The following is a 20,302-nucleotide window of genomic DNA, read 5'->3' as shown; positions in this document are numbered from 1 at the left end:
GTGACGGACGGGATCTGGCTGCGGTTCCTCAGCGGTCCGGACATCGACGGGCTGGGGCTGACCCGGCTGGAGATCGTCGACGCCGTGGAGGACGCGGTACGCGAGCACGGCGAGGGGCGGACCAGTTTCGAGCCGCGCGTGCACCTCACCCCGGACAACGGCGGGATCGGGCACTTCAACATCCTCCGCGGGCACCTCGACGGCCTCGGCGAGCACGGGATCTCCGGCGTGAAGGTGGTCGGCGACTTCGTGCCGAACTACCGCCAGGGCCTGCCGAGCGAGCTCGCGATGGCGACACTGTTCGACCCGACCACCGGCGTACCGCTGGCCGTTCTCGACGCGACGATGATCACCGCGGCCCGGACCGGTGCGATGACGACCGTCGGCGCCCGCCACCTGGCCCGGCGGGACAGCAAGATCCTCGCGCACGCCGGCGCCCGCGGCACGGCCTGGTGGAACGTGACCATGCTCGACGACCTGTTCGATCTCGACGAGATCCGGGTGACGTCGCGGCGGCCGGAGTCGCGGGAGAAGTTCGCGGCGGACCTGTCCGCGGAGCTGACCACGCCGGTGCGGGTGTGTGCGACCGCGGCGGAGGCCTTCGACGGCGCCGACGTCCTGGTCGAGGCGACGCGGCTCACCGAGCCCGAGCCGCTGCTGCGTACGGCGGCGGTGCGGCCGGGTGCGTTCGTCGTACCGTACGGGACCGTGTCGGCCGTTGAGCTCGACCTGCTCGACGTCATGGACAAGGTCGTGGTGGACGACTGGCGCGAGGCGCAGTCCGGGCGGTTCGGGTCGCTGCGCCGGCACGTGGACAGCGGGCGGCTGTCGCCGGAGACGCTGTACGCCGAGATCGGGGAGATCGTGGCGGGCCGCAGACCCGGTCGCGAGAACGATGCCGAGCGCAACCTCTTCTGGCATCGCGGCCTGTCCTTGCTGGACGTCGCGATCGCCCACCTGATCCTGCGCCGCGCCGAAGCCGCCGACGCCGGCACGATGCTGCGGTTCCACTGATGATCGTCGACGATCCCGCCGACCTGGACCCGGCGAGCCCGGAACCGATCGAGCCGGCGCCGGCCCTCCTCGACCGCCTGGCCGCGATCCGTGGCGCCGCGCTGGAAACGCTCCGGTCCGGTGAGCCTGTGTACGGCGTGAACACCGGCATGGGGAACCTCAGCAAGATCCGTCTGACCGAGGCCGAGCAGCGCGTCCACCAACACAACCTGCTGCTCGGCCGTGCTGTCGGCGGCCCGCCCTGGCTCCCGCCCGACGAGGCCCGCGCGGTCCTGATCGCCCGTCTCCGCACCTTCCTCACCGGCGACGCTGCGGTCTCTGTCGACCTGATCCATCAGTTGGTGGCCCTGATCAACAGCGGCTTCACGCCGGCGATCCCCGCCGAGGGCGCCGGGTCCGCCGGTGAGATCATCCCGCTGGCCCACGCCGCGGGCCCCTTGGTCGGCCTCGGATGGGTTCACGACGGCCAGGGCGTGCGGTCCGCGGCCGGGGTGTTACCGGGGTTCGAGCTCGGGGCGAAGGAGGGGATCGCCTTGCTGGCGGGTATCCCCGGTGCGACCGGGCGCGCGGCTCTTGCCGCGGATCGTGTACGGAAGCTTGCTGATCAGCTCACGGCCGTGGGGGCGGGGGCGATCGCGGTGGTCGGGGCCGGCCGGGATCCGTACCGCCGAGCCGCGGGGCGTGGGGACGACGTACTGGCGGCGGAGCTGGCGCGGCTGCGGGAGCTCGCGGGCCCCGAGGCGGAGCCGCGGAGTCTCCAGGCGCCGGTCTCGTTCCGCGTGGCGGGACACGTGGTGGCGCATGTGCGGCGCACGGTGGAGCAGTTGGACGGCGCGATCGAGCGTGCGTTCAGCGGCGTGACGGACTCCCCGGCGTACCTCGACGGCGAGTTCGTGAGCACCGCCGGTTTCCATGGGATCGAGCTCGCGGCGTCCTGCGATCACCTGACCGCCGCGTTGGCGCACGCCGCGGAGGTCTCGGCCGCGCGGCTGCACCGCCTGCTCGACCCGGCGGTCACAGGCCTGCCCGCGCAGCTCGCCCACGATCCCGGTCCGCAGGCCGGCCTGGTCGCCGTCCACAAACGCGCCGTCGCCACCACCCACCAGCTCCGCCGCCTGACGTTGCCGACGGCAATCAGTACGGCGGAGACGTCCAACGGCCAGGAGGACGTCCAGACCTTCTCCTGGGAAGCCGCCGGCAACCTGCTCGAAGCAATCCGCCTGACCCGCACCACCCTCGCCTGCGAACTCCTCGCCGTACGCCAATCCTTCGCCCTGTCCAGGCGAGACATCCCACCAGGCCTCCAGAACCTGATGCACTCGGTCGACGCCGCCATCCCCCCAATCACCACCGACCGCCCCTTCGGCGAAGACCTGACCAGCCTGCTGACCAACGTCATTCACTTCAACTGAGGAGGGGTGCTTGGTGAGTCGAGAGTTCTACTCGCACGCGCGGTTGTACGACCTGATGTTTCCGGGTGGCGGGCCGGCGGTCGACTTCTACCGGGCCGCGGTTGCTCGGCACGGTGGGCGCGTGCTGGAGCTCGGCTGCGGCACCGGGGACAAGCTGATCCCGATCGCATCAGACGGGCATCAGTGCGTCGGACTGGACTTCTCGCCGGACATGCTGGCTGAGGCTCGGCGGAAGGCGAGCGATCGTGGTGCAGTGGTCGAATGGGTGCAGGGCGACATGCGATCGTTCGATCTGGGCCGCACGTTCGACTTCGTGTTCATCACCGCCAATTCCTTGCTGCATCTGCAGGAGGCCGAGGATCTGACGAGCTGCTTCCGGTCGGTGCGCAGGCACCTGGCTCCTGGAGCGCGGTTCGTCTTCGATGTCTTCAACCCGAGCGTGCGCCTGCTCGCCGAAGCCGATGGCGTACGGCGCACGCGGGAGTCGTTGTCGTTCGTGGATCCCGACCGTGGCCAGGTCCGCGTCGATGTCGCCGAGACGTACGATGCGGCCGCGCAAGTCACCCGCGGGACGTGGTACCTCTCGACCGACTTCGAGCCCGACTTCGCCGTCGCACCACTCGAGATCAGAAGCATCTTCCCGCAGGAGTTACCGCTGCTCGTCGCAAACGGCGGCCTCCGCCTCATCGACCGCTTCGGCGACTGGTCCGGAAGTCCATTCGCCGCAGGTGCGTCCCTTCAGCTCTGCATCTGCGAGCCCGCGTGATCGACGCTTGGGGCACGGATGCCGGGGCGCGCGTGGGTCGTGCTTCGGCAGAGGTCTGAACGTACGTCTCCGGCTCGACCTGCCGCCTTTCACCAGCGCACGCTTGCCTCTTGGCACGGTTGGCTCTGGTCCGTGCGGTGCCCCGGGCTTTCGCTCGCGGGCAGTAGTCCGCAGGTCCGCCGCGAGCCGGGAGCTGGTGCATGGGCGCTGGCCGGGGGCGGGTGGAGGGGCGGCCCGCTGACTGCGACGGTCCTGCTCGGTGGGGCTGTCGCTTGCGGTCACCCCGCGCGCCAGCCCGCAACAGCCCGGTGGCAGCCGGGAGCACCCCGGCGCCAGCCGGGAGCTGGCGCATGGGCGCTGGCCCGGAGTGGGTGGAAGGCTGGACCGCTCGCCGGCGACGGTCCTGCTCGGCAAGGCGTTCGTTTGCAGTCGCCCCGCGCGCCAGCGCGAACAAGCCCGCAACACCCCGGCGCCAGCCGGGAGCTGGTGCACGGGCGCTAGCCCGGGGCGGGTGGGAGCGCGCGTAGCGGACGCACCGAGGAGCGGAGCGACGAGAGGGCGGCTGCGTAGCACGCGTGGGTCGGACCTACCGCTCCCCGCCCCGGGTTGATCGGAGAAGCCAGTCGACACGCACTTCGTGGTGAAGCTGCAAGTAGCTCGCGTGGGGTCTGTGTCGTTGGCATGGTGCGAGGGTCGTGTCGGTGGAGTGGAGGAGTTCTCTTGAAGCGGTTCGTGGCACCGCCGAACTGGCCGATTCCGCCCCGGCGCCACTGGATTCCGCCGGAGAGTTGGCGTCCGGATCCGTCCTGGCCGCCGGCGCCGCCGGGCTGGCACTTCTGGCGTGACGGCAACGGCAAGGCGGTGCTCGGCCCGATCGGCCGGTACGGCGCTCCGTCCCGCCGGGCCGCGTACGCCGGGGCCACGTCGCTGCTCGTCTTCCTCGCGGTGAACATCTGGGCGGTGTCCGTGATCGGCCTGTTCGGCGGCGGATCGGACGACCCGGCGGCCGTGACGTTCGTGGCGGAAACGCCGTCCGCCGGTCCGCCGGCCAGTTCGACGCCTCCCGTCGTACAGCAAACGCCACCGCGGACGATCGTGGTGCCGGAGAAGGCCGCGACGCCCCGGCCGGCCAAGCGGCCGACCCCGCGCCCGACCCGGACGTCGACCGCCATGACTCCCGAGCGGAGCGCGCCGACGCCGACCCGCGCGACCGTCAGTACGCCGGTGACGTCGTCGCGTCCGACCAGCCGCCCGTCGACCCGGGAGCAGATCCTCCGGCAGTACTGCATCGACCGTGGCATCGACCCGTCCTGGTGCGATCCGGCCAAGTGGGAGCACCGGCGCCCTTGACGCCGGCCGGAGTCACCGCGCATTCTTAACCACATGGTTCTGAAACCAGTTGGTTATGAAGACGGGTTGACCGGTGTCTTCGCGGCGCTCGCCGACCCGACCCGCCGGGCGATCCTGACCCGGCTGAAGGGCGGCGACGCGACGGTCGCGGAGCTCGCGGCGCCGTTCAGCATGTCGCAGCCGGCCGTCTCCAAGCACCTGAAGGTGCTCGAGCAGGCCGGTCTGATCAGCCGTTCGCAACGCGCGACCGCCCGGCTCAGCCACCTCGAGGCGGAGCCGCTCCGGGCGGCCGTCGGCTGGTTGATGGACTACCGCGGCTACTGGACGGAGAGCTTCGACCGTCTGGACGACCTGCTCGACGACCTGCAGGGGGAGTCGTGAAGATCGTCGTCGAGCCGGGCGTGCCGCAGGTCGTCGTCGTCCGGGAGTTCCGTGCGCCGCGGGAGCTGCTGTTCCGCGCGTACACCGAGCCCGATCTGGTGAAGCGCTGGCTCGGGCCGGCCGGGCTCGAGCTGGTCGTGAACCAGCTCGACCCGCGGCACGGCGGGCGCTGGCGGTGGACGCACTACGACAGCGACGGCAAGGGCTACGCCTTCCACGGGCTGTACCACGGGTCGCCGACGCCGGAGCGGATCGTGCAGACGTACGAGTTCGATCAGGCGCCCGGCACCGTCTACCTGAATCTGATCACCTTCGACGAGGCCGACGGGGTCACCACCTTGACGCAGAACACCGTGTTCTTCGCCGTCGAGGACCGGGACCTGTACGTCGACGGCGGGATGGAGCGCGGTCTCCGCGCCTCGATGCGGAATCTCGACGCCCTCGTCACCGAACTGGCCGAGGAGGCCCACTCATGATGCTCGAGAACAAGTCCGCGGTCGTGTACGGCGCGGCCGGACCGATCGGCGGCGCGGTCGCGAAGGCGTTCGCCGCCGCGGGCGCGTCCGTCCACCTCGCCGGACGGACGGCGGAACGCCTGGAACGGGTCGCCGACGAGATCCGCGCGAACGACGGCAAGGCCGAGATCGCGGTCGTCGACGCCCTCGACGAAGCCTCCGTCGACGAACACGCCGCCTCCCTCGACCGGATCGACATCTCGTTCAACCTGATCGGCCACCGGCAGTACTTCGGGAAGCCGCTGATCGACCTGTCCCTCGCCGAGGTCGAGGAACCGGTCCGGAACATGCTGCGCACGTACTACCTCACGTCCCGCGCGGCCGCCCGGCGGATGATCGAGCAGGGCTCCGGCGTGATCCTCACCTTCGGCGGGTACGGCGACCCGGCGCCGAACCTCGGCGCCTTCCAGGCCGGATTCGGCGCCGTCGAGGCGCTGCGGCGGACGCTGGCCGCCGAGCTCGGCCCGCACGGCATCCGGGTGCTCACGCTGCAGACCAACGGCATCCCGGAGTCGAACCCGGACACCTACCCGGAGGACTTCCGGCGCGAGGTCGCGGAGCACACCGCCGCCCAGACGATGCTGAACCGCGCCGCCACCCTGTCCGATGTCGGCGCCGCCGCGGTCTTCGCCGCCTCCGACCTCGCCCGCTCCATCACCGGCACCGCCCTGAACATCACCGCCGGCGCGGTGGTCAACTGAGGAAATCGATGCTGCGGCCGTGATCGGCCGCGGCTCGGTAGACAGGCCAGGCGATCGCAAGGTCCTGCCAGGGCAGCCCGACCGGCGCGTAGACGGTGACTTCCTCAGGTGTACGCCGTCCTGGGGCAACGCCGGTCAGTACGTCGGTCAGTGTCGCGTGGGCGGCATCGACTCCGAGGTTGACGTTGCCCAGGGCACCCATTCGTACGGCGAGGGCGCGGTCGTCGACGATCACGCGCGCGGCTGCCAACAGGTCGGCGCTGAGCTCGATCTTGCCGGGCTCGTCGGCGCCGAGTGTGGTGAGGTGAAGGCCGGGCCGCGCGTCGGCTGCCGTGAGCAGCGGCTCGCGCGACCAGGTCGCGAGGATGACGACGTCTGCGGTGGCGGCCACCTCTCTCGCGTCACTCGCCACACTGCCTGGGATTCCCTGCTGGGCAAGGAATTCCGCAGACCGCGCCGGTACGACGTCATGCACGACGAGGCGGTCGACCCGCCGGAGCGCGGCCAACCCAGCCAGCACCATGGCGGCTTGCGCTCCGGCCCCGACCACCCCGACGGCAACGCCTCGGCCCTCGGCCGTTCCTGTCGGAGCGAGGATGTCGGTCGCAAGGGCGGCCGCGAGGCCCGTGCGCCAGGCGGTCACGGTCGAGCTGTCGAGGAGGGCGAGGAGCGAGCCGTCCGTCAGATCGTGGAGGCAGACGACCCCGCGCAGCGCCGGCGTGGCATCCGGGAACTTGGCGTTGACCTTCACCGTGTACGCCGGGATCCCCGGAATGAGCCCTGGCAGCAAAGCGGTCGCCGTACCGGGACCGGGGAGGTCCGTGCGGATGCGCAGCGGCTCGATGTCGGCGGCCGCGCGGAAGCCGGCTCGCAACGCTTCGAGAACGGCAGGGATCTCGAGTGATCGCAGGATGTCCGAGTGGGTGAACAGCAGGGTCATCAGACGACGTTCCGCTCGGCGCGCGCCCCGGACCGCTCGAACCGCTGCGCGTCCAGCGGGCCGACGTCGATGATCGGTTCCCGGCCGAGGTAGAGATCCCGGATCACCTCGCCGACCGCGGGGCCCTGGAGGAATCCGTGGCCGGAAAATCCTGTGGCATAAAGGAAACGGGACACCGTGCCGGCCTCGCCGATCAGCGCGTTGTGATCGGGCGTCACCTCGTACAGGCCTGCCCATCCACCGCTCAGCCCGACGTCCAGCAGCGAAGGCGCCCGCCGGGCCATCGCCTCGGTCAGGCGGGGGATCCAGGTGTCGGTCCGGTTCAGGTGGAATCCGGGCTCCTCGTCGGGATCGGACATCCCGACCAGCAGACCGGGGCCTTCGCGGTGGAAGTAGAACGTCGTGCCGAAGTCGATCGTCATCGGCAAGTTGGCCGGCAGGCCCGGGATCGCCTCCGTGACGACGATCTGCCGCCGCAGCGGGACCACCGGCAGCCCGACGCCGGCCATCTCGCTGATCCGCGCCGACCAGGCGCCCGCGGCGCAGATCACCGTCCCGGTCCGGACCTCGCCGCCGCTCGTCCGCACCACGGAGATGTGGTTGCCCACAGCATCGATTCCCAGTACTTCGCAGCCGGTGACCAGCCGTGCGCCCAGCCGCCGGGCGGCCGAGGCGTAGCCGAGCACGACGGACTCCGGCGTGCAGTGTCCGGCAGTGGGCGAGAAGCAGGCGCCGACGAGCCCGTCCGGCGCGACGATCGGCGCCAAGGAAACCGCCTCGTCCACCGACACCATTCGGGTCGGTAATCCAGCGGTTTCCGGCAGCCTGTTCTGCAGGTCGGTGCTCTCGCGGAAATGCTCGACCTGCTCGGCGGTTTCCAGGAGGAAGAGGTAGCCGACCCGGTGCAGGTCGATCTCCTGCCCGGGGCGGTCGCCGAACCGCGCGAACGCCTCCAGGCTGCGGGCGCCGAGCGCGATGTTCACCTCGTCGGAGAAGTTCGCCCGGACGCCGCCGGCCGCCTTGCAGGTGGAGCCCGAGCCGAGCTGGTCCTTCTCCAGCAACAGCACGTTCCGCACGCCGGCCTCGGCCAGGTGGAACGCGATACTCGTGCCCATCACGCCGCCGCCGACGATCACCACCTCGGCGGACTCCGGCAGGCCTGCGGAGGTCACGGGAGCTGGAAGGTGAGGTCGGCCTCGACCGTCTCGGTGTCCATCTGGGCCTTCTGGAGCTTGCCCGAGTAGTCCCAGTTCATCGACTGCCAGCGAGTGAACTGGTCGAGCACCCACACACCGCTCTGCCGCGACCCGTTGCCCGACTTCCCGTTCCCGCCGAACGGCAGATGCGCCTCGGCGCCGGACGTCGAGTTGTTGACGCTCACCATGCCCGCCGAGATGCCCTGCGCGAACCGGAACGCCTTGTTCGGGTCGGTCGTGTAGATCGAGCTGGACAATCCGTACCCGGACTTGTTGCCCAACGCAATCGCCTCGTCGAGCGTGCCGTACGGCGTGACGCCGACCACCGGGCCGAACGTCTCGTTCAGGAACAGCTCGTCGTCCGCCCGCACCCCGGCCACGATCGTCGGGTGGTAGAACAACCCGGCGCCGGGATCGCCGACGAACCCGGCCCGCGGGTTCTCCGCGGTCACCCGGCCGACCCGGCCGATCACCCGATGGTGCGCCGCGATCCAGCCCAGCGACTTCTCGAACCCGGCCGCGAACTTCGCGTCCAGCAACGGCCCGAACAGCACGTCCTGCGTCGGATCGCCCATCGCCGCCTCGGCGGTCGCCCGGGCGAAGCGGTCCAGGAACTCGTCGTACACGGACCGGTGCACGATCGCCGTCCCCAAGGAGGTGCACCGCTGTCCCGCCGTGCCGAAACCGGAGAAGAGGGCGCCCTCGACGGCCAGGTCGAGGTCCGCGTCCTCGGTGATCACCATCGGGTTCTTCCCGCCGAGTTCCAGGCACGGTGTCTGTAGGTGGCGCCCGCACAGCTCGCCGATCTGCGCGCCGACCGCGCTCGACCCGGTGAACCCGACCTTGTTGATCAGCCCCGCCTGCAACGCCTGCTCGAGACCGGAAAACGTGTCCGGGCCGTCGGCGTAGACGACGTTGAACACCCCGGCCGGTACGCCGGAGTGCGCGAAGATCTCGTAGAACGCGTCGGAAACGACCGCGGAATATTCCGCCGGTTTCCACAGCACGGTGTTTCCGCAGAGCAGTGCCGGGACGATGTACCAGGACGGAACGGCGACCGGAAAGTTTCCGGCTGTGATCACGGCGACCGTTCCGACCGGCCGCCGGAACGTGAACAGCTGCTTGTCCGGCATCTCCGACGGCACCGTCTGCCCGTAGAGCCGGCGGCCCTCGCCGAGGAAGAAGTCGCAGGTGTCGATGATCTCCTGCACCTCGCCGAGCGCCTCGGCCAGCGGTTTCCCGATCTCCCGGGTGACGAGCGCGGCCAGCCGCTCCTTGTTCAGAGTCATCAGCCGGCCCACGTTCGAGATCACCTGACCCCGCTGCGGCGCCGGCGTCCCGGCCCATCCCGGCTGCGCGGCCCGCGCCGCGGAAGCCGCCCGCACGAACACCTCCGGCCCGGCACTGCCGACAGTCCCGACGACCTCACTCAGCCGCGCGGGGTTGGTCGACGGAGTCCGCCGTACCGCTTCCGCCACGCGTTCGCCACCGACAACGGACAGCACCTCGGACATCCGGCACCCCTCTCCCGACGCTGGGCCACCACCTTATGACGCCGGCGGCACCTTCTGGCCGGGGTAGAGGTCCGGGATCGGGATCGGCATCCGCCACAGGTGGGAGTCGGGGTGGATCATGCCGTGCCGGATCGCGACGTACCGGAGCAGACGTAGTGGGCCGGCGATCAGGACGACGGCCAGCGGGAGCTCGACCAGGAACGCGCTGAGCAGGGCCTGGGTGAGGTCGCCGCCGCGCTGGCTGGTCATCACGTCGAACCAGGCGTCGCAGATCAGCAGCACGCCGGACGCGAACGCGGTCGGGAACACGAGCTGCTTGCGCTTCCAGCCGGCCAGCGCGGTCAGCACCAGCGTCGTCAGCAGCAGGATGTCGAACCCGACCCAGGTCGCGACCCAGTTCCGCGCGACGTAGTGGCTGGGCAGGGTGATGGCCAGGTACACGGTCCACGGGATCAGGGCGGCCGCGCAGACCAGCATCAGGACCGTCCGCCACTTGCGGATCCGGTCGATCGTCCGCCGCGACGGCAGCCCGGCAGGCCGCGGTGCGAGCCGCAGGATCAGCGCCCGCCGCTCCTGCGGCGTCATCGCCGCGATCTCTTCGTCGGTCAGCTGCACGTATCGAGTATGCCTTGTGAATGCAATCACAAGCCGGTAGGGTGAGGTCTCGGAGCAACTGTCGACGACGACAGACGAGGTGTGGCCATGACGAAGCGCAGACCGCCGGGCATGAGCAACCAGGAATGGGTCGAGTCCCAGATCAAGCTGGCCCAGAACCAGGGCGAGTTCGACGACCTCCCCGGCGCCGGCAAACCGCTGAAGCTCGCCGAGCAACACGACCCCGACTGGTGGGTCAAGGACTTCCTCCGCCGCGAGGACGTCGAGACCGAGGCGTTGCTGCCGTCCGCGATGCAGCTCCGCAAGGAGAAGCAGCAGGTCCACGAGAAGGTCCGCGGGATGCGGCGCGAGTCCGAGGTTCGGGAGTATCTCGCCGACCTGAACAAGCGGATCCGGCTCGCCATCCGCGACACCACCGGACCGGTCGTGCCGACAGGCCCGGTGAACGAGGACGCGGTGGTCGCCCAGTGGCGGATGGATCGCCCGTCCCGCACGCCGGTCCCGCAACCCGCCGAGGCGTCGACGCCCCGGAAGAAGTCCTTCTGGCAGCGCCTGTTCAGCTGAGCAGTGCCCGGGCGGCGTCCTCGATCGTCTGTTCGCTGAGCAGGACTTCGTGCGCGGCCGCGCCGAGCGGGACGTAGGAGTCGTAGCTCGTCACCCGGGCCAGCCGCCCGGCGTACCCGTGGTCGATCAGCGTGGCCAGCACGCCCTCGGACACCCCGCCGGAGCGCCGGGTCTCGTCGGCGACCAGCACCCGCCCGGTGATGTTTGCCTCGCGCAACAGATCCTCGACCGGCAGCGGCGCCAGCCAGCGCAGGTCGAGCACCCGGATTCCCGGCACCCGTGCCGCCACCCGCAGGCTCATCGGGACGCCGTTGCCGAATGTGACGATGGTCAGCCAGGTGCCGTCGCCGTACGTCCGGCCGCGCCCGATCTCGACGGGTTCGCCGCCGTACGGCGCCAGCCACAGCTCGTCGCCGTCGGCGTACAGGTCGCGCCGGTGGTAGAGGGCGATCGGCTCGAGGTACACGCTGACGGTGCCCGACGACCGGGCCGCCGCCGCACACGCGTGCAGCATCGACGCCGCGTCGTCCGGCCGGGACGGGGAGGCGATCACGACGCCCGGGATGTCCCGCAGGACGCCGATCGCGTCGTCGTTGTGGAAGTGGCCGCCGAAGCCCTTCTGGTAGCCGTAGCCGGCGATCCGCAGCACCATCGGGTTCGCGTACTGCTCCTGCGAGAAGAACTTCAGCGACGCCGCCTCGCCGCGCAACTGGTCCTCGGCGTTGTGCAGATAGGCGAGGTACTGGATCTCGGGGATCGGCAGCAGACCCGAGATGCCGGCGCCGAGCGCGAGGCCGAGGATCGACTGCTCGTCGAGCAGCGTGTCGAACACGCGGGCCGGTCCGAAGACCTTCTGCAGTCCGCGCGTCACGCCGTACACGCCGCCCTTGCGGCCGACGTCCTCGCCGAAGACCATCGCCTCCGGGTACGACGCCAGCACGTCGCTCAGCGCCCGGTTGATGGATTGGCTGAGCGTCAGCGGCTCCGTGGTCGTGACCGGACGCGGCAACGCGTCGGCGACCGCGTCTGGCTCGGGGAAGCGCAACGGCGCGGCGACAGCCTCGGGCGAGGTGAGCTGTGGGAGACCCGCGACCTCGGCCGCGATCCGGAGCGCCTCGGCCTGCTTCTCCTCGTACAGCTCGATGATCTCGTCGGCGGTGCAGCCGGCGCCGAGCAGGTAGCGCGCCGTACCGAGCAGGGGGTCGAGCTCCTCGTCGGCGGCCAGCTCCGCGGGCGAGCGGTAGGCCGTCTCGACGTCGGAGCCCGCGTGGCCGAGCAGGCGGACGGTACGCAGTCGCAGGAACGCGGGCCGGCGGTTCCGCCGTACGAAGGTCGCCGCTTCACGAGCCATCGACAGCGCCGCGTCGAGGTCGGTGCCGTCCGCGTCGAAGTACCGCAGACCGGGGCGGGAGCCGTACGCCTGCCGGATCCAGCCGTCCGGGGTGCGCACGCTGATCCCGATGCCGTTGTCCTCGCAGACCAGCAGCAACGGCATCGGCAGCCCCTGGTACGACGCGTGCAGCGCCGCGTTGATCGCGCCGGTCGCGGTCGAGTGGTTCGCGGACGCGTCGCCGAAACTGGTCACCACGATCGCGTCGGCCGGCCACGGGGACGGTACGCCGAGCTTGGCCGACCGGTTCATGGAGAACGCGACGCCCATCGCGCGCGGCAGGTGCGAGGCGATCGTCGAGGTCTGCGGGATGACCGACAGTTCGTGCCGCCCGAACACCTTGTGCCGGCCGCCCGCGATCGGCTCGCTGGTCGCCGCGGCGACGCCGAGCAGGATGTCGCGCAGGCCCTCCTTCGAGCCACACTGCGCGGCGCGGGTCAGGTAGAAGGCGCCGGACCGGTAGTGCAGCAGGGCCGGGTCGGTCGGCTGCAGCGCGGCGGCGACGGCGGCGTTGCCCTCGTGCCCGGCGGATCCGATCGTGTAGAAGCCGGTGCCCTGGGACTGCATCCAGCGGGCCGCGAGGTCCGCATGCCGGCTGCCGAGCTGAGCGTCGAACAGGCCGCGGAGCGGTTCCGCGTCGTGCTCCCACGGGGCCGGGGCGAGGCCGCGGACGCGGTCGGCGAAGGTCCTCATTTCATCCATGATCCGGGATCGCCCGGCCGAGCACAGCTCCGACCACGGGTTGAACAGGTCACCTGGTTGCCGCCGCGCCGGCCGGGGAACGGTACGAAGGGCTTGTTCGTTGGGGGAGCGAGGGGGACTCTGTGGGGTGTGGTGACGGTGAGTGAGCTGTGGTGATGCACCTTCCCGGCGTCGTCCGGCGGGCGGGATTCGCGGCCGGTCTCGGGGTCGGGACAGCCGGCGCGCTGGCCGGTGTCCTGTTGCTGGGTCCGCTCGCGGCGTCGCTCCTTCTGGTCGTGGTGTTCGTGCTCGTCTGGCCGCTGGCCGCGGTGGTCCGGCACGTGACCGACGACGCGCCGTACGGTTCGGCGGTCTTGGTCGCCGCGACGGCGGCGGCCGCGGTGTTGTGCCTGCCGGGCATGGTCCGGCTGCTGGCGTGGGGCGCCCTCGGGGTGACGGCGGCGCTGATCCTCGCCGCGGTGTTCGTGCTGATCGATCTCGCCGTCCCTGACCGCGGCCCGCGACCCTCGCGCCGACAGCGCCAGCTGAAGCGTCTGTCCGAGACGCAGTTCGCGGAGGACGAGCGGCTGATCGCGTCGTTGCAGTGCCCGCTCAGCATCCAGGAGCTGTGCGGGGTGTGGTCCGAGACCGCGACGCAGCTCGCGCACGGCGCCGGTCTGCGCGATCGCCAGGCCGTCGCCGAGGTGCGCCGGATCTGCCTCGACGAGTTCGAGCGCCGCAACCCCGACGGTTTCCACCGCTGGCTGGACGCCGGCGCCCCGGCGAACCCGAGCCGCTACCTGCTCCCTACGCCGGGAGAAGGCCCCACACCCCTTTGAGGAGTGTCGTCGCGCCGCCGATCAGCGCCAGCATGAGCACGAGCAGCCGGGCCCGCGGCTCGGACACCCGCCCGGCGAGCGTGCGCCCGACGACCGCTCCGGCCACCAGCCCCGCGCCGGCGGTGGCCCAACGACCCGCGTCGAGATCGGGCAGTCCGCTCGTCGCGACCGAGAACACGTTGACGACGGCGCCGTAGAAGAGCGCGTTCGGGACGAATTCGCGGATCGTCCAGCCCGCGTTGACGGCGTACAGCGACATCGGCGGTCCGCCGAGGCCGGCCGACGCGTTCATGAAACCGCCGACCGCGCCGGCGCCGACCGCCCCGCCGAGACCGGTCAGTGCGCGCAGGCGGAAGCCGCGGAGCAGCAGGAGTACGGCGATCGTCACCAGGGCGCCCATGGTGACGAGAAGGACGGGCTCGGGCAGGCGGCGGGCAAACCAGGCACCGAGCGGGACCGTGCAGGCCGCCGCGACGATCAGCGGCACCATCGAACGCAGCCGGACCTGCCGCCAGCCCTCAGCCAGTCCCGCCAGGCAGATCAGCCCGGCACCGCAGTTGGCCAGCGACACCCCGTCGTGCGGTCCGAGAACCAGGACCAGCGCCGGGACCGCCACCAGCGCGAACCCCATCCCGGTCATCCACTGGACCGACGCTCCCAGCAGTACGACGCCACCCAGCAGAAGCCCAGCCACGCCCGCCGACTCTAGCCGGTGCTGTCAGGCCGCCTTCTTCTTGCCCTGGGCCGACTTCTTGGCCGTGCTCTTCTTGGCCGCAGTCTTTTTGGCGGCGGTCTTTCCCGCGGCGGTCTTCTTCGCGGCGGTCTTCCTCGCCGGACCGGTCTTCTTGCGGGCGCCGCGGGACTTGCGAGCCTCCTCGACGCTGGCGCGGAGGGCGGCGACCAGGTCGGTCGGGTTCGTGGCTTGCGGCTCTTCCTCGGAGTACACGATCTCCTTGCCCTGGTGCTTGGACTTCACCAGCTCCTTGACCCGCTCGGTGTAGGTGTCCTCGTATGCGGCCGGCTTCCACTCGCCGCTCATCGCCTCGATCAGGTCGACGGCCATCGACAGCTGCTTGCCGGCGCCGGACTTCCGCGGCAGCGTGCCGAGCTCCTCGTCCGGGTCGCGGATCTCGTCGGCGAAGAACATCGTCTCCAGCACGAGCACCTTGTCGTCGGCCCGGATCGTCGCCAGGTACTCCTTGCCGCGCATCACGAACTTCGCGATCCCGGCCCGGTTCGTCTTCGCCAGCGCGTCCCGCAGCAGCGCGTACGACGAGGCGTTCTCGGAGTCGGACGGGCCGAGGTAGTAGCTCTTCTGGAAGTGCATCGGGTCGATGTCGTCGAGGTCGACGAACGTGTCGATCTCCAGCGACCGGGACTTGCCCGGCGCGATGTCGTCCAGCTCGTCCGGCTCGACGATCACGTACTCGCCGCCGCCGACGTCGTGGCCCTTGACGATCTTGTCGTACGGGACTTCGCGGCCGGTGCGCTCGTTCACCCGCTTGTACCGGATCCGGTCCGACGTCCCCTTCTGGAACTGGTGGAAGTCGATCTCGTGTTCCTGGGTCGCGCTGTACAGGCCGACCGGCACCGAGACCAGCCCGAAGTTGATGTACCCGCTCCAGATCGCCCGCGCCATGGTCGGCTCCTCTCGCCGCCCCGGCAGGTACCCAGTTCAGAGCCGGTTGTAGCGCTTCCGTGCCTCGCGGCTCTCCTTCTGCGCCTCCCGGGCGGTACGACGTGCCTCGTCGAGCTCACCGCCCAAGCGGTGTACCAGGGCCTGGGCCTCGGCGAGCGCCTCGCGGGCGTTGTCGAGCTGGGTGTCCAGATCCTCGACCTCGGCCTCGGCCTGCTGCGCCGCGGCAACGGCGTCCTCGAAGGCCTGTTTGGCCTTGGCCTTCTCAGCGGCGTCCCGCTCGTCCTGCTCGCGCTGGGCGGCCTCGCGCTGCTGCTCGGCGGTTGCCTTTTCGTCGGTCTCGGCCTGTTGTGCCTTCCGCCGGTCCCGGGCCGCCTTGCGACGCTCGTCGGTGAGTGGGGTGACGTTGGACGGTTCGCCGGTCTCGTCGACGACGCCGAAACCGACGTGGCGCAGCGCGCTGCTCAGTCGACCTTCGCGGACGGCGTCACCCGCGGCCGGATCGACCAGCGCCGCGTCGAGGGTCTCGCGGAGCTTCTGGCCGACGTCCGCGCTGACCTTCTGGCCCTCCTCGTCCGCGAGCCGGGCGGCCTCCTTGGACAGCTTGTCCAGGAGCTGGTGGCGCTTCGGCGTCAGCTCCCGCAGCCGCTCGCCGTCCAGGTCGGCGGTCGCCTCCCGGAACTCGTCGCCGAGCGCGAGCAGGTCGTCCAGCTCGTCGGGCAGCCTGCGGGCCACCAGGTTCGCGATCCAGGCCGCGACCGTCGGCTTGCGCAGCGCCTTCAGCCGGGTCGACGCGAGCGCGTCGCCGTCGGCCTTCAGCTGCTTGGCCAGCTCGTTGCGAGTAGCAATGAAGTCGGCCGCCGGCGCCGCGTACATCGCATCCGCCGCCTCCTCGAAGTCCACCAGGCGACGGTACCCGAATCAGCCGGCCGGGGGAGGTGGCTGCACAGCCAGTTCGGTGCGCAGCGTCTCCAGGATGCCGCGCAGCAGCCGGGAGACCTGCATCTGGCTGACGCCGAGCTCGTTGCCGATCTCCTCCTGGGTGAAGCCGTTGCAGAACCGCAGCTGGAGGATCCGCTTGTCGCGGTCGCCTAGGTTCGCGACCGCCGGTGTGAGGGTGTGCACGTTCTCGACCAGGTCGTAGCCGTCCTCGGCGTCGGCGACCGTCTCCATCAGGCTCGTCGCGCCGTCCGTCGGGCCGGGTGCGTCCAGCGAGAGGGTGCTGAAACAGCCCCGGACCGAGGTGGCCTCGGCGACCTCGGACGGGTGCGTGCCGAGCGCCTCGGCGGTCTCCTGGTCGGTCGGCACATGGCCGAGCCGCTGGGTCAGTTCGGGCTCCGCCGCGGCGATGCTGCCCTGCATCTCCTGCACCCGGCGCGGCGGCCGGATGGTCCAGGCGCAGTCCCGGAAGTACCGCTTCAGCTCGCCGCGGATCGTCGGTACGGCGTACGACAGGAAGGCCGTCGACGCGTCCAGCCGGTACCCGTTCGCGGCTTTCACCAGCCCGAGGTACGCGACCTGTTCGAGGTCGTCGGCGTCGACGCCCTTGCTGCGGTAGCGCGAGGCGATCGATCTGGCCACCGGCGCGTTCAGCAGGATGACTTCGTCGAGGCACTCCTGGTGGCGGGGATCGGGAACGGTGTCGGCCTCGAGCAGCAGCTCGTGGGTGGCATCGGCAATTCTCTGCTTGGAGACTTCGGCAGCTGCGATCGTCACGGGAGATACCTCGTCGTGTCGTCGTGCAGGTCGGGTGGCTTGGGGGCTGAACCACCTGTCTCCACCAGATCAAACTCGGCCGGACCTTTCAAGTGCCCGCCTGTTACGGCTGTTTGAAACGCTTGTAGCCTGACAGTAACTGTCAGGTTTCAATGGTTTGCTCGCACTCATGAACGAGTGTTGCGCCGTGGTCGACCTGCGCCAGTACACCCTGCACCCCGGAAAGCGCGACGATCTGATCGACGTCTTCGACACCCACCTGGTCGACGGCCAGGAGCGGACCGGGATGCACATCGTCGGTCAGTTCCGCGATCTGGACGACCCCGACCGGTTCGTCTGGATCCGCGGTTTCCGGGACCTGCCGGCCCGCGCGGACGCGCTGAACGCGTTCTACTTCGGGCCGGACTGGCGCGCGCATGCGGCGGCGGCCAACGTGACGATGATCGACTCCGACAACGCCCTGCTGCTGCGGCCCGTGCGGCTCGGCGCCGGCTACCCGGCCCTGGACGCGCCCAGGACGGGCGAGGCGGCGGGTTCGGTGATCGCCGGAGCGGTCTACCACCGCGCCGGCGAGGACGACGAGTTCGTCGAGTTCTTCACCGACCACGTCGCCCCGGTGCTCACCGCGACCGGCGCCGAGCCGGTCGCGGTGTTCGAGAGCCTGGTTGCCGAGAACAACTTCCCGCAGCTGCCGTTGCGGGACGAGGTGGTGCTCGCCTGGTTCGCACGATTCGCCGACGACACCGCGTACGACGAGCACCGCCGGCAGCTGGCCGCGTCGCCCGTGTGGCAGCGGCAGGTGCAGCCCGAGCTGGTCTGCCGGTCGGCGAAACCGGCCCAGGAGCTGCGGCTGCGGCCGACCGCGGGATCGCAGTTCCGGTAAATGCGTTGCGGGCGGCGGGAGCGCCCGGCATCCTGGTTTGACCCGAGCGGCGACGCGCGCTGCCTGGACCTAAGGAGGGCTGACGGATGGCCATCACTGTGCTGCGGCATGTCCGCATCAGTCCCACTTCACGGTTCAGGAGCATCTCCGTTGTCTTTTCCCGAGTACGAACTCACCGATAACTACTCAGACACCGACCCGGCCGACGCCTTCGTCTTCAAGTTCCATACGGTCGACGAGGAGCTGGGCCCCGATCAGCGGTGGTCCACCTGGCTGGACGTCGAGCGCGGCTCTCGCGGGCCTGATCCCCGCCCGGACTGGGTGGTGACGGAACAGGCCGCGATCGATACCGAGCTCGGCGTCCTCAAAACCGGTAAGGAAGCCGACGTCTTCCTGCTCGAACGGGCCGTCGAAGCCATCGGCGACAACCCGGCGAAGTCCTCACTGCTGGCCGCGAAGCGGTACCGCACCGAGGAGCACCGGTCCTTCCACCGCAGCACGGCGTACGTCGAAGGGCGCCGGACCCGCAACAGCCGCGACACCCGGGCGATGGCGAAGAAGACGTCGCACGGCCGGTCCGTCGCGGCCGGGCAGTGGGCGTACGCCGAATGGGACGCCCTCAACCGGCTGTGGAAGGCCGGCGTCCCGGTGCCGTACCCGGTCCAGGTCGACGGCACCGAGTTGCTGATGGAGTTCATCGACGACGGCGAGGGCGGCGCCGCGCCGCGGCTCGCCCAGGTCCGGCCGTCGAAGGAGCTGCTCGACCTGTACTTCGAGCAGCTCCGTGACGGGATGCGCGAGCTGGCCCGCGCGGGTCTGGCGCACGGCGACCTCTCGCCGTACAACGTGCTCGCGCAGCACGACCGGATCGTGATGATCGATCTCCCGCAGGTGATCGACATCGTCGGCAACCCGAAGGGCATGGACTTCCTGCTGCGCGACTGCCACAACATGGCCGCCTGGTTCACGAACCGCGGCCTGGAGATCGACGAACAGGAACTGTTCGCCGATCTGCTCACAATGGTGTTCTGATCGCCCGCTGCAGGTACGGGACGAGCGGTACCAGCTGGTCGGGGTAGGTGTCGACGAGACCGTCGACGTGGTTGCCTGCCTCGACCCGCTGGTACGTGTGCAGACCGGTGTGCTTCGCCAGTTCGGCGTACACGTCGGAATCCTGGCTGATCGGGAGCAGGCTGTCGTATGTGCCGTGGATCGTGGTCAGCGGCCGGCGGATGTTTCCGGTCAGAGCGATCCGCGCGATGGCCTTGCGAGCTTCGGGGCGCTGCGTGTAGTCGTAGTCCGCCTCGGCGCCGGTGTAGGTGGGGTCCAGCTCTGCCGCGTAGATGCGTTGGGTCAGCTTCCAGTAGACCGTGTAGTGGTAGTCCCACAGGAAGTCGGACTTCGGGTTGAATCCGGCTGCCACGATCTTGGCGGTGTCGTGCTGCTCGTAGCCTGTGATTGCCTGGGGCAAGTACGTGAACAGGTTCGGTCCGTCGACCGTCCACAGCGTGCCTTCCAGGTCGACGCCGCGGGTGTAGAGCTCGGGGTGGTTCTCGAGTTGCCAGCGGACCAGGTAGCCGCCGTTCGAGATGCCCGCCGCGATCACCTCGCGCGCCGGGCGGCCGTAGTGCTGCGCGACGGTGGCGCGTGCCGCGCGAGCGAGTTGCGTCGTACGGACGTTCCACTCGACGATCGCGTCGCCGGGACGGATGCCGTCGGTGGAGAACGCGGCGCCGGTGTTGCCCTTGTCGGTCGCGGCGTACGCGTAGCCCAGCGACAGCACGTAGTCCGAGATCGATTTGTCGTTGGCGTACTGCGCTCGCACGCCGGGTGAGCCGGAGACGACCAGCCCGCCGTTCCAGCGTTGCGGCAGCCGGATCACGAACTGCGCGTCGTGGTTCCAGCCGTGGTTGGTGTTGGTGTGCGAGGTGTCCGGGAAGTACCCGTCGATCTGCACCCCGGGGACGCCGGACTGCTGGGGCAACCCGGAGTGGGTGAGGCCCACGTAGTCGGCGGGATTCGTATGACCGGACGCGACCGTGCCGGCGGTGGTGAGATCGTCCAGGTGCGCGAGTTCCTGATACTCGGCACCCGGGACGTGGAGCTGTCGATGGGCGCTGGCGGGCACGGTCACACCGGCCAGCAACAGGACGGCGGAGGACAAGGCGAGAAGGCGGCGCATGGCGTCA

The 20,302-nt window shown here is 70.3% G+C and carries 21 protein-coding genes; 11 read left to right on the top strand and 10 right to left on the bottom strand.

The genetic code is table 11. The features are described 5' to 3' along the window. The 7 genes from AB0I12_RS39310 (at position 1) to AB0I12_RS39280 (ending at position 6,139) form a co-directional block, all read left to right on the top strand. Positions 1-1,014 (top strand): ornithine cyclodeaminase family protein, encoded by a 1,014-nt coding sequence (locus AB0I12_RS39310; protein WP_359940479.1) that lies wholly within the window; start codon positions 1-3, stop codon positions 1,012-1,014. Next, positions 1,014-2,426, top strand: coding sequence for an aromatic amino acid lyase (locus AB0I12_RS39305; protein ID WP_359940476.1), 1,413 nt, complete (start codon positions 1,014-1,016; stop codon positions 2,424-2,426). Before AB0I12_RS39310 ends, AB0I12_RS39305 begins: the two co-directional genes overlap by 1 nt. A gap of 13 nt (positions 2,427-2,439) precedes the next feature. Continuing rightward, a complete protein-coding gene (locus tag AB0I12_RS39300; protein WP_359940473.1) occupies positions 2,440-3,192 on the top strand; it encodes a class I SAM-dependent methyltransferase in 753 nt (250 codons plus the stop codon). 720 nt (positions 3,193-3,912) lie between these two features. Beyond that, positions 3,913-4,542 carry a hypothetical protein gene (locus AB0I12_RS39295; protein ID WP_359940470.1) on the top strand — a complete coding sequence of 210 codons (630 nt, stop codon included), beginning with the start codon at positions 3,913-3,915 and terminating at the stop codon, positions 4,540-4,542. Between the two features lie 33 nt (positions 4,543-4,575). After that, a complete protein-coding gene (locus tag AB0I12_RS39290) occupies positions 4,576-4,923 on the top strand; it encodes a metalloregulator ArsR/SmtB family transcription factor (RefSeq protein ID WP_359940468.1) in 348 nt (115 codons plus the stop codon). After that, a complete protein-coding gene (locus AB0I12_RS39285; RefSeq protein WP_359940465.1) occupies positions 4,920-5,399 on the top strand; it encodes an SRPBCC family protein in 480 nt (159 codons plus the stop codon). The genes AB0I12_RS39290 and AB0I12_RS39285 overlap by 4 nt, the downstream gene beginning before the upstream one ends. Beyond that, positions 5,396-6,139: an SDR family oxidoreductase gene (locus AB0I12_RS39280; RefSeq protein ID WP_359940462.1), complete on the top strand. Its 744-nt coding sequence runs from the start codon at positions 5,396-5,398 to the stop codon at positions 6,137-6,139. The genes AB0I12_RS39285 and AB0I12_RS39280 overlap by 4 nt, the downstream gene beginning before the upstream one ends. Here AB0I12_RS39280 and AB0I12_RS39275 read toward each other — a convergent pair. From AB0I12_RS39275 to AB0I12_RS39260, 4 genes are read right to left on the bottom strand one after another with little or no spacing between them, the layout of a single operon-like run. Further along, complete coding sequence (locus AB0I12_RS39275) at positions 6,132-7,079, bottom strand: ornithine cyclodeaminase family protein (protein WP_359940459.1); 948 nt, start codon at positions 7,077-7,079, stop codon at positions 6,132-6,134. The genes AB0I12_RS39280 and AB0I12_RS39275 overlap by 8 nt on opposite strands. Further along, positions 7,079-8,251, bottom strand: a complete 1,173-nt coding sequence (locus tag AB0I12_RS39270; protein WP_359940456.1) for an FAD-binding oxidoreductase — start codon at positions 8,249-8,251, stop codon at positions 7,079-7,081. The genes AB0I12_RS39275 and AB0I12_RS39270 overlap by 1 nt, the downstream gene beginning before the upstream one ends. Beyond that, on the bottom strand, positions 8,248-9,789 hold the full coding sequence (locus tag AB0I12_RS39265; protein ID WP_359940453.1) for an aldehyde dehydrogenase family protein: 1,542 nt from the start codon (positions 9,787-9,789) through the stop codon (positions 8,248-8,250). Before AB0I12_RS39265 ends, AB0I12_RS39270 begins: the two co-directional genes overlap by 4 nt. A gap of 33 nt (positions 9,790-9,822) precedes the next feature. Then, positions 9,823-10,404 carry a hypothetical protein gene (locus AB0I12_RS39260; protein WP_359940450.1) on the bottom strand — a complete coding sequence of 194 codons (582 nt, stop codon included), beginning with the start codon at positions 10,402-10,404 and terminating at the stop codon, positions 9,823-9,825. Between the two features lie 87 nt (positions 10,405-10,491). On the opposite strand from AB0I12_RS39260, the gene AB0I12_RS39255 reads away from it, so the two are divergent. Then, positions 10,492-10,968, top strand: coding sequence for a DUF1992 domain-containing protein (locus AB0I12_RS39255; protein ID WP_359940447.1), 477 nt, complete (start codon positions 10,492-10,494; stop codon positions 10,966-10,968). Here the strand turns inward: AB0I12_RS39255 and AB0I12_RS39250 are convergent. Continuing rightward, positions 10,961-13,051, bottom strand: coding sequence for a thiamine pyrophosphate-dependent enzyme (locus tag AB0I12_RS39250; protein ID WP_359940444.1), 2,091 nt, complete (start codon positions 13,049-13,051; stop codon positions 10,961-10,963). The genes AB0I12_RS39255 and AB0I12_RS39250 overlap by 8 nt on opposite strands. A 164-nt stretch (positions 13,052-13,215) precedes the next feature. Between AB0I12_RS39250 and AB0I12_RS39245 the strand changes: the two genes are divergently transcribed. After that, the gene (locus tag AB0I12_RS39245) at positions 13,216-13,878 is read left to right on the top strand and encodes a hypothetical protein (protein ID WP_359940677.1); all 663 of its coding nucleotides are present in this window, start codon (positions 13,216-13,218) and stop codon (positions 13,876-13,878) included. Here the strand turns inward: AB0I12_RS39245 and AB0I12_RS39240 are convergent. The 4 genes from AB0I12_RS39240 to AB0I12_RS39225 are packed head-to-tail and all read right to left on the bottom strand — an operon-like array spanning position 13,847 to position 17,230. Next, complete coding sequence (locus AB0I12_RS39240) at positions 13,847-14,572, bottom strand: sulfite exporter TauE/SafE family protein (RefSeq protein ID WP_359940441.1); 726 nt, start codon at positions 14,570-14,572, stop codon at positions 13,847-13,849. The genes AB0I12_RS39245 and AB0I12_RS39240 overlap by 32 nt on opposite strands. A gap of 24 nt (positions 14,573-14,596) precedes the next feature. Beyond that, positions 14,597-15,517 (bottom strand): Ku protein, encoded by a 921-nt coding sequence (locus tag AB0I12_RS39235; protein WP_359940439.1) that lies wholly within the window; start codon positions 15,515-15,517, stop codon positions 14,597-14,599. A gap of 36 nt (positions 15,518-15,553) precedes the next feature. Further along, complete coding sequence (locus AB0I12_RS39230) at positions 15,554-16,417, bottom strand: hypothetical protein (RefSeq protein WP_359940436.1); 864 nt, start codon at positions 16,415-16,417, stop codon at positions 15,554-15,556. A gap of 18 nt (positions 16,418-16,435) precedes the next feature. Then, the gene (locus tag AB0I12_RS39225) at positions 16,436-17,230 is read right to left on the bottom strand and encodes a sigma-70 family RNA polymerase sigma factor (RefSeq protein ID WP_359940433.1); all 795 of its coding nucleotides are present in this window, start codon (positions 17,228-17,230) and stop codon (positions 16,436-16,438) included. 169 nt (positions 17,231-17,399) lie between these two features. Here AB0I12_RS39225 and AB0I12_RS39220 point away from each other — a divergent pair, with 169 nt between their 5' ends. Both AB0I12_RS39220 and AB0I12_RS39215 read left to right on the top strand, forming a co-directional pair. After that, positions 17,400-18,113: an NIPSNAP family protein gene (locus AB0I12_RS39220; RefSeq protein WP_359940430.1), complete on the top strand. Its 714-nt coding sequence runs from the start codon at positions 17,400-17,402 to the stop codon at positions 18,111-18,113. Positions 18,114-18,263: 150 nt separating this feature from the next. Further along, on the top strand, positions 18,264-19,145 hold the full coding sequence (locus AB0I12_RS39215; RefSeq protein ID WP_359940427.1) for an RIO1 family regulatory kinase/ATPase: 882 nt from the start codon (positions 18,264-18,266) through the stop codon (positions 19,143-19,145). Here the strand turns inward: AB0I12_RS39215 and AB0I12_RS39210 are convergent. Further along, complete coding sequence (locus AB0I12_RS39210; RefSeq protein WP_359940424.1) at positions 19,129-20,295, bottom strand: tannase/feruloyl esterase family alpha/beta hydrolase; 1,167 nt, start codon at positions 20,293-20,295, stop codon at positions 19,129-19,131. The two genes, AB0I12_RS39215 and AB0I12_RS39210, sit on opposite strands and share 17 nt — an antisense overlap. Between the last annotated feature and the right edge of the window lie 7 nt (positions 20,296-20,302).

Source organism: Kribbella sp. NPDC050459 (assembly GCF_040655315.1).
Classification (GTDB): domain Bacteria; phylum Actinomycetota; class Actinomycetes; order Propionibacteriales; family Kribbellaceae; genus Kribbella.
Note: the sequence above shows the minus strand (reverse complement) of the source record. Positions and strands in the feature narration are given on the sequence as shown.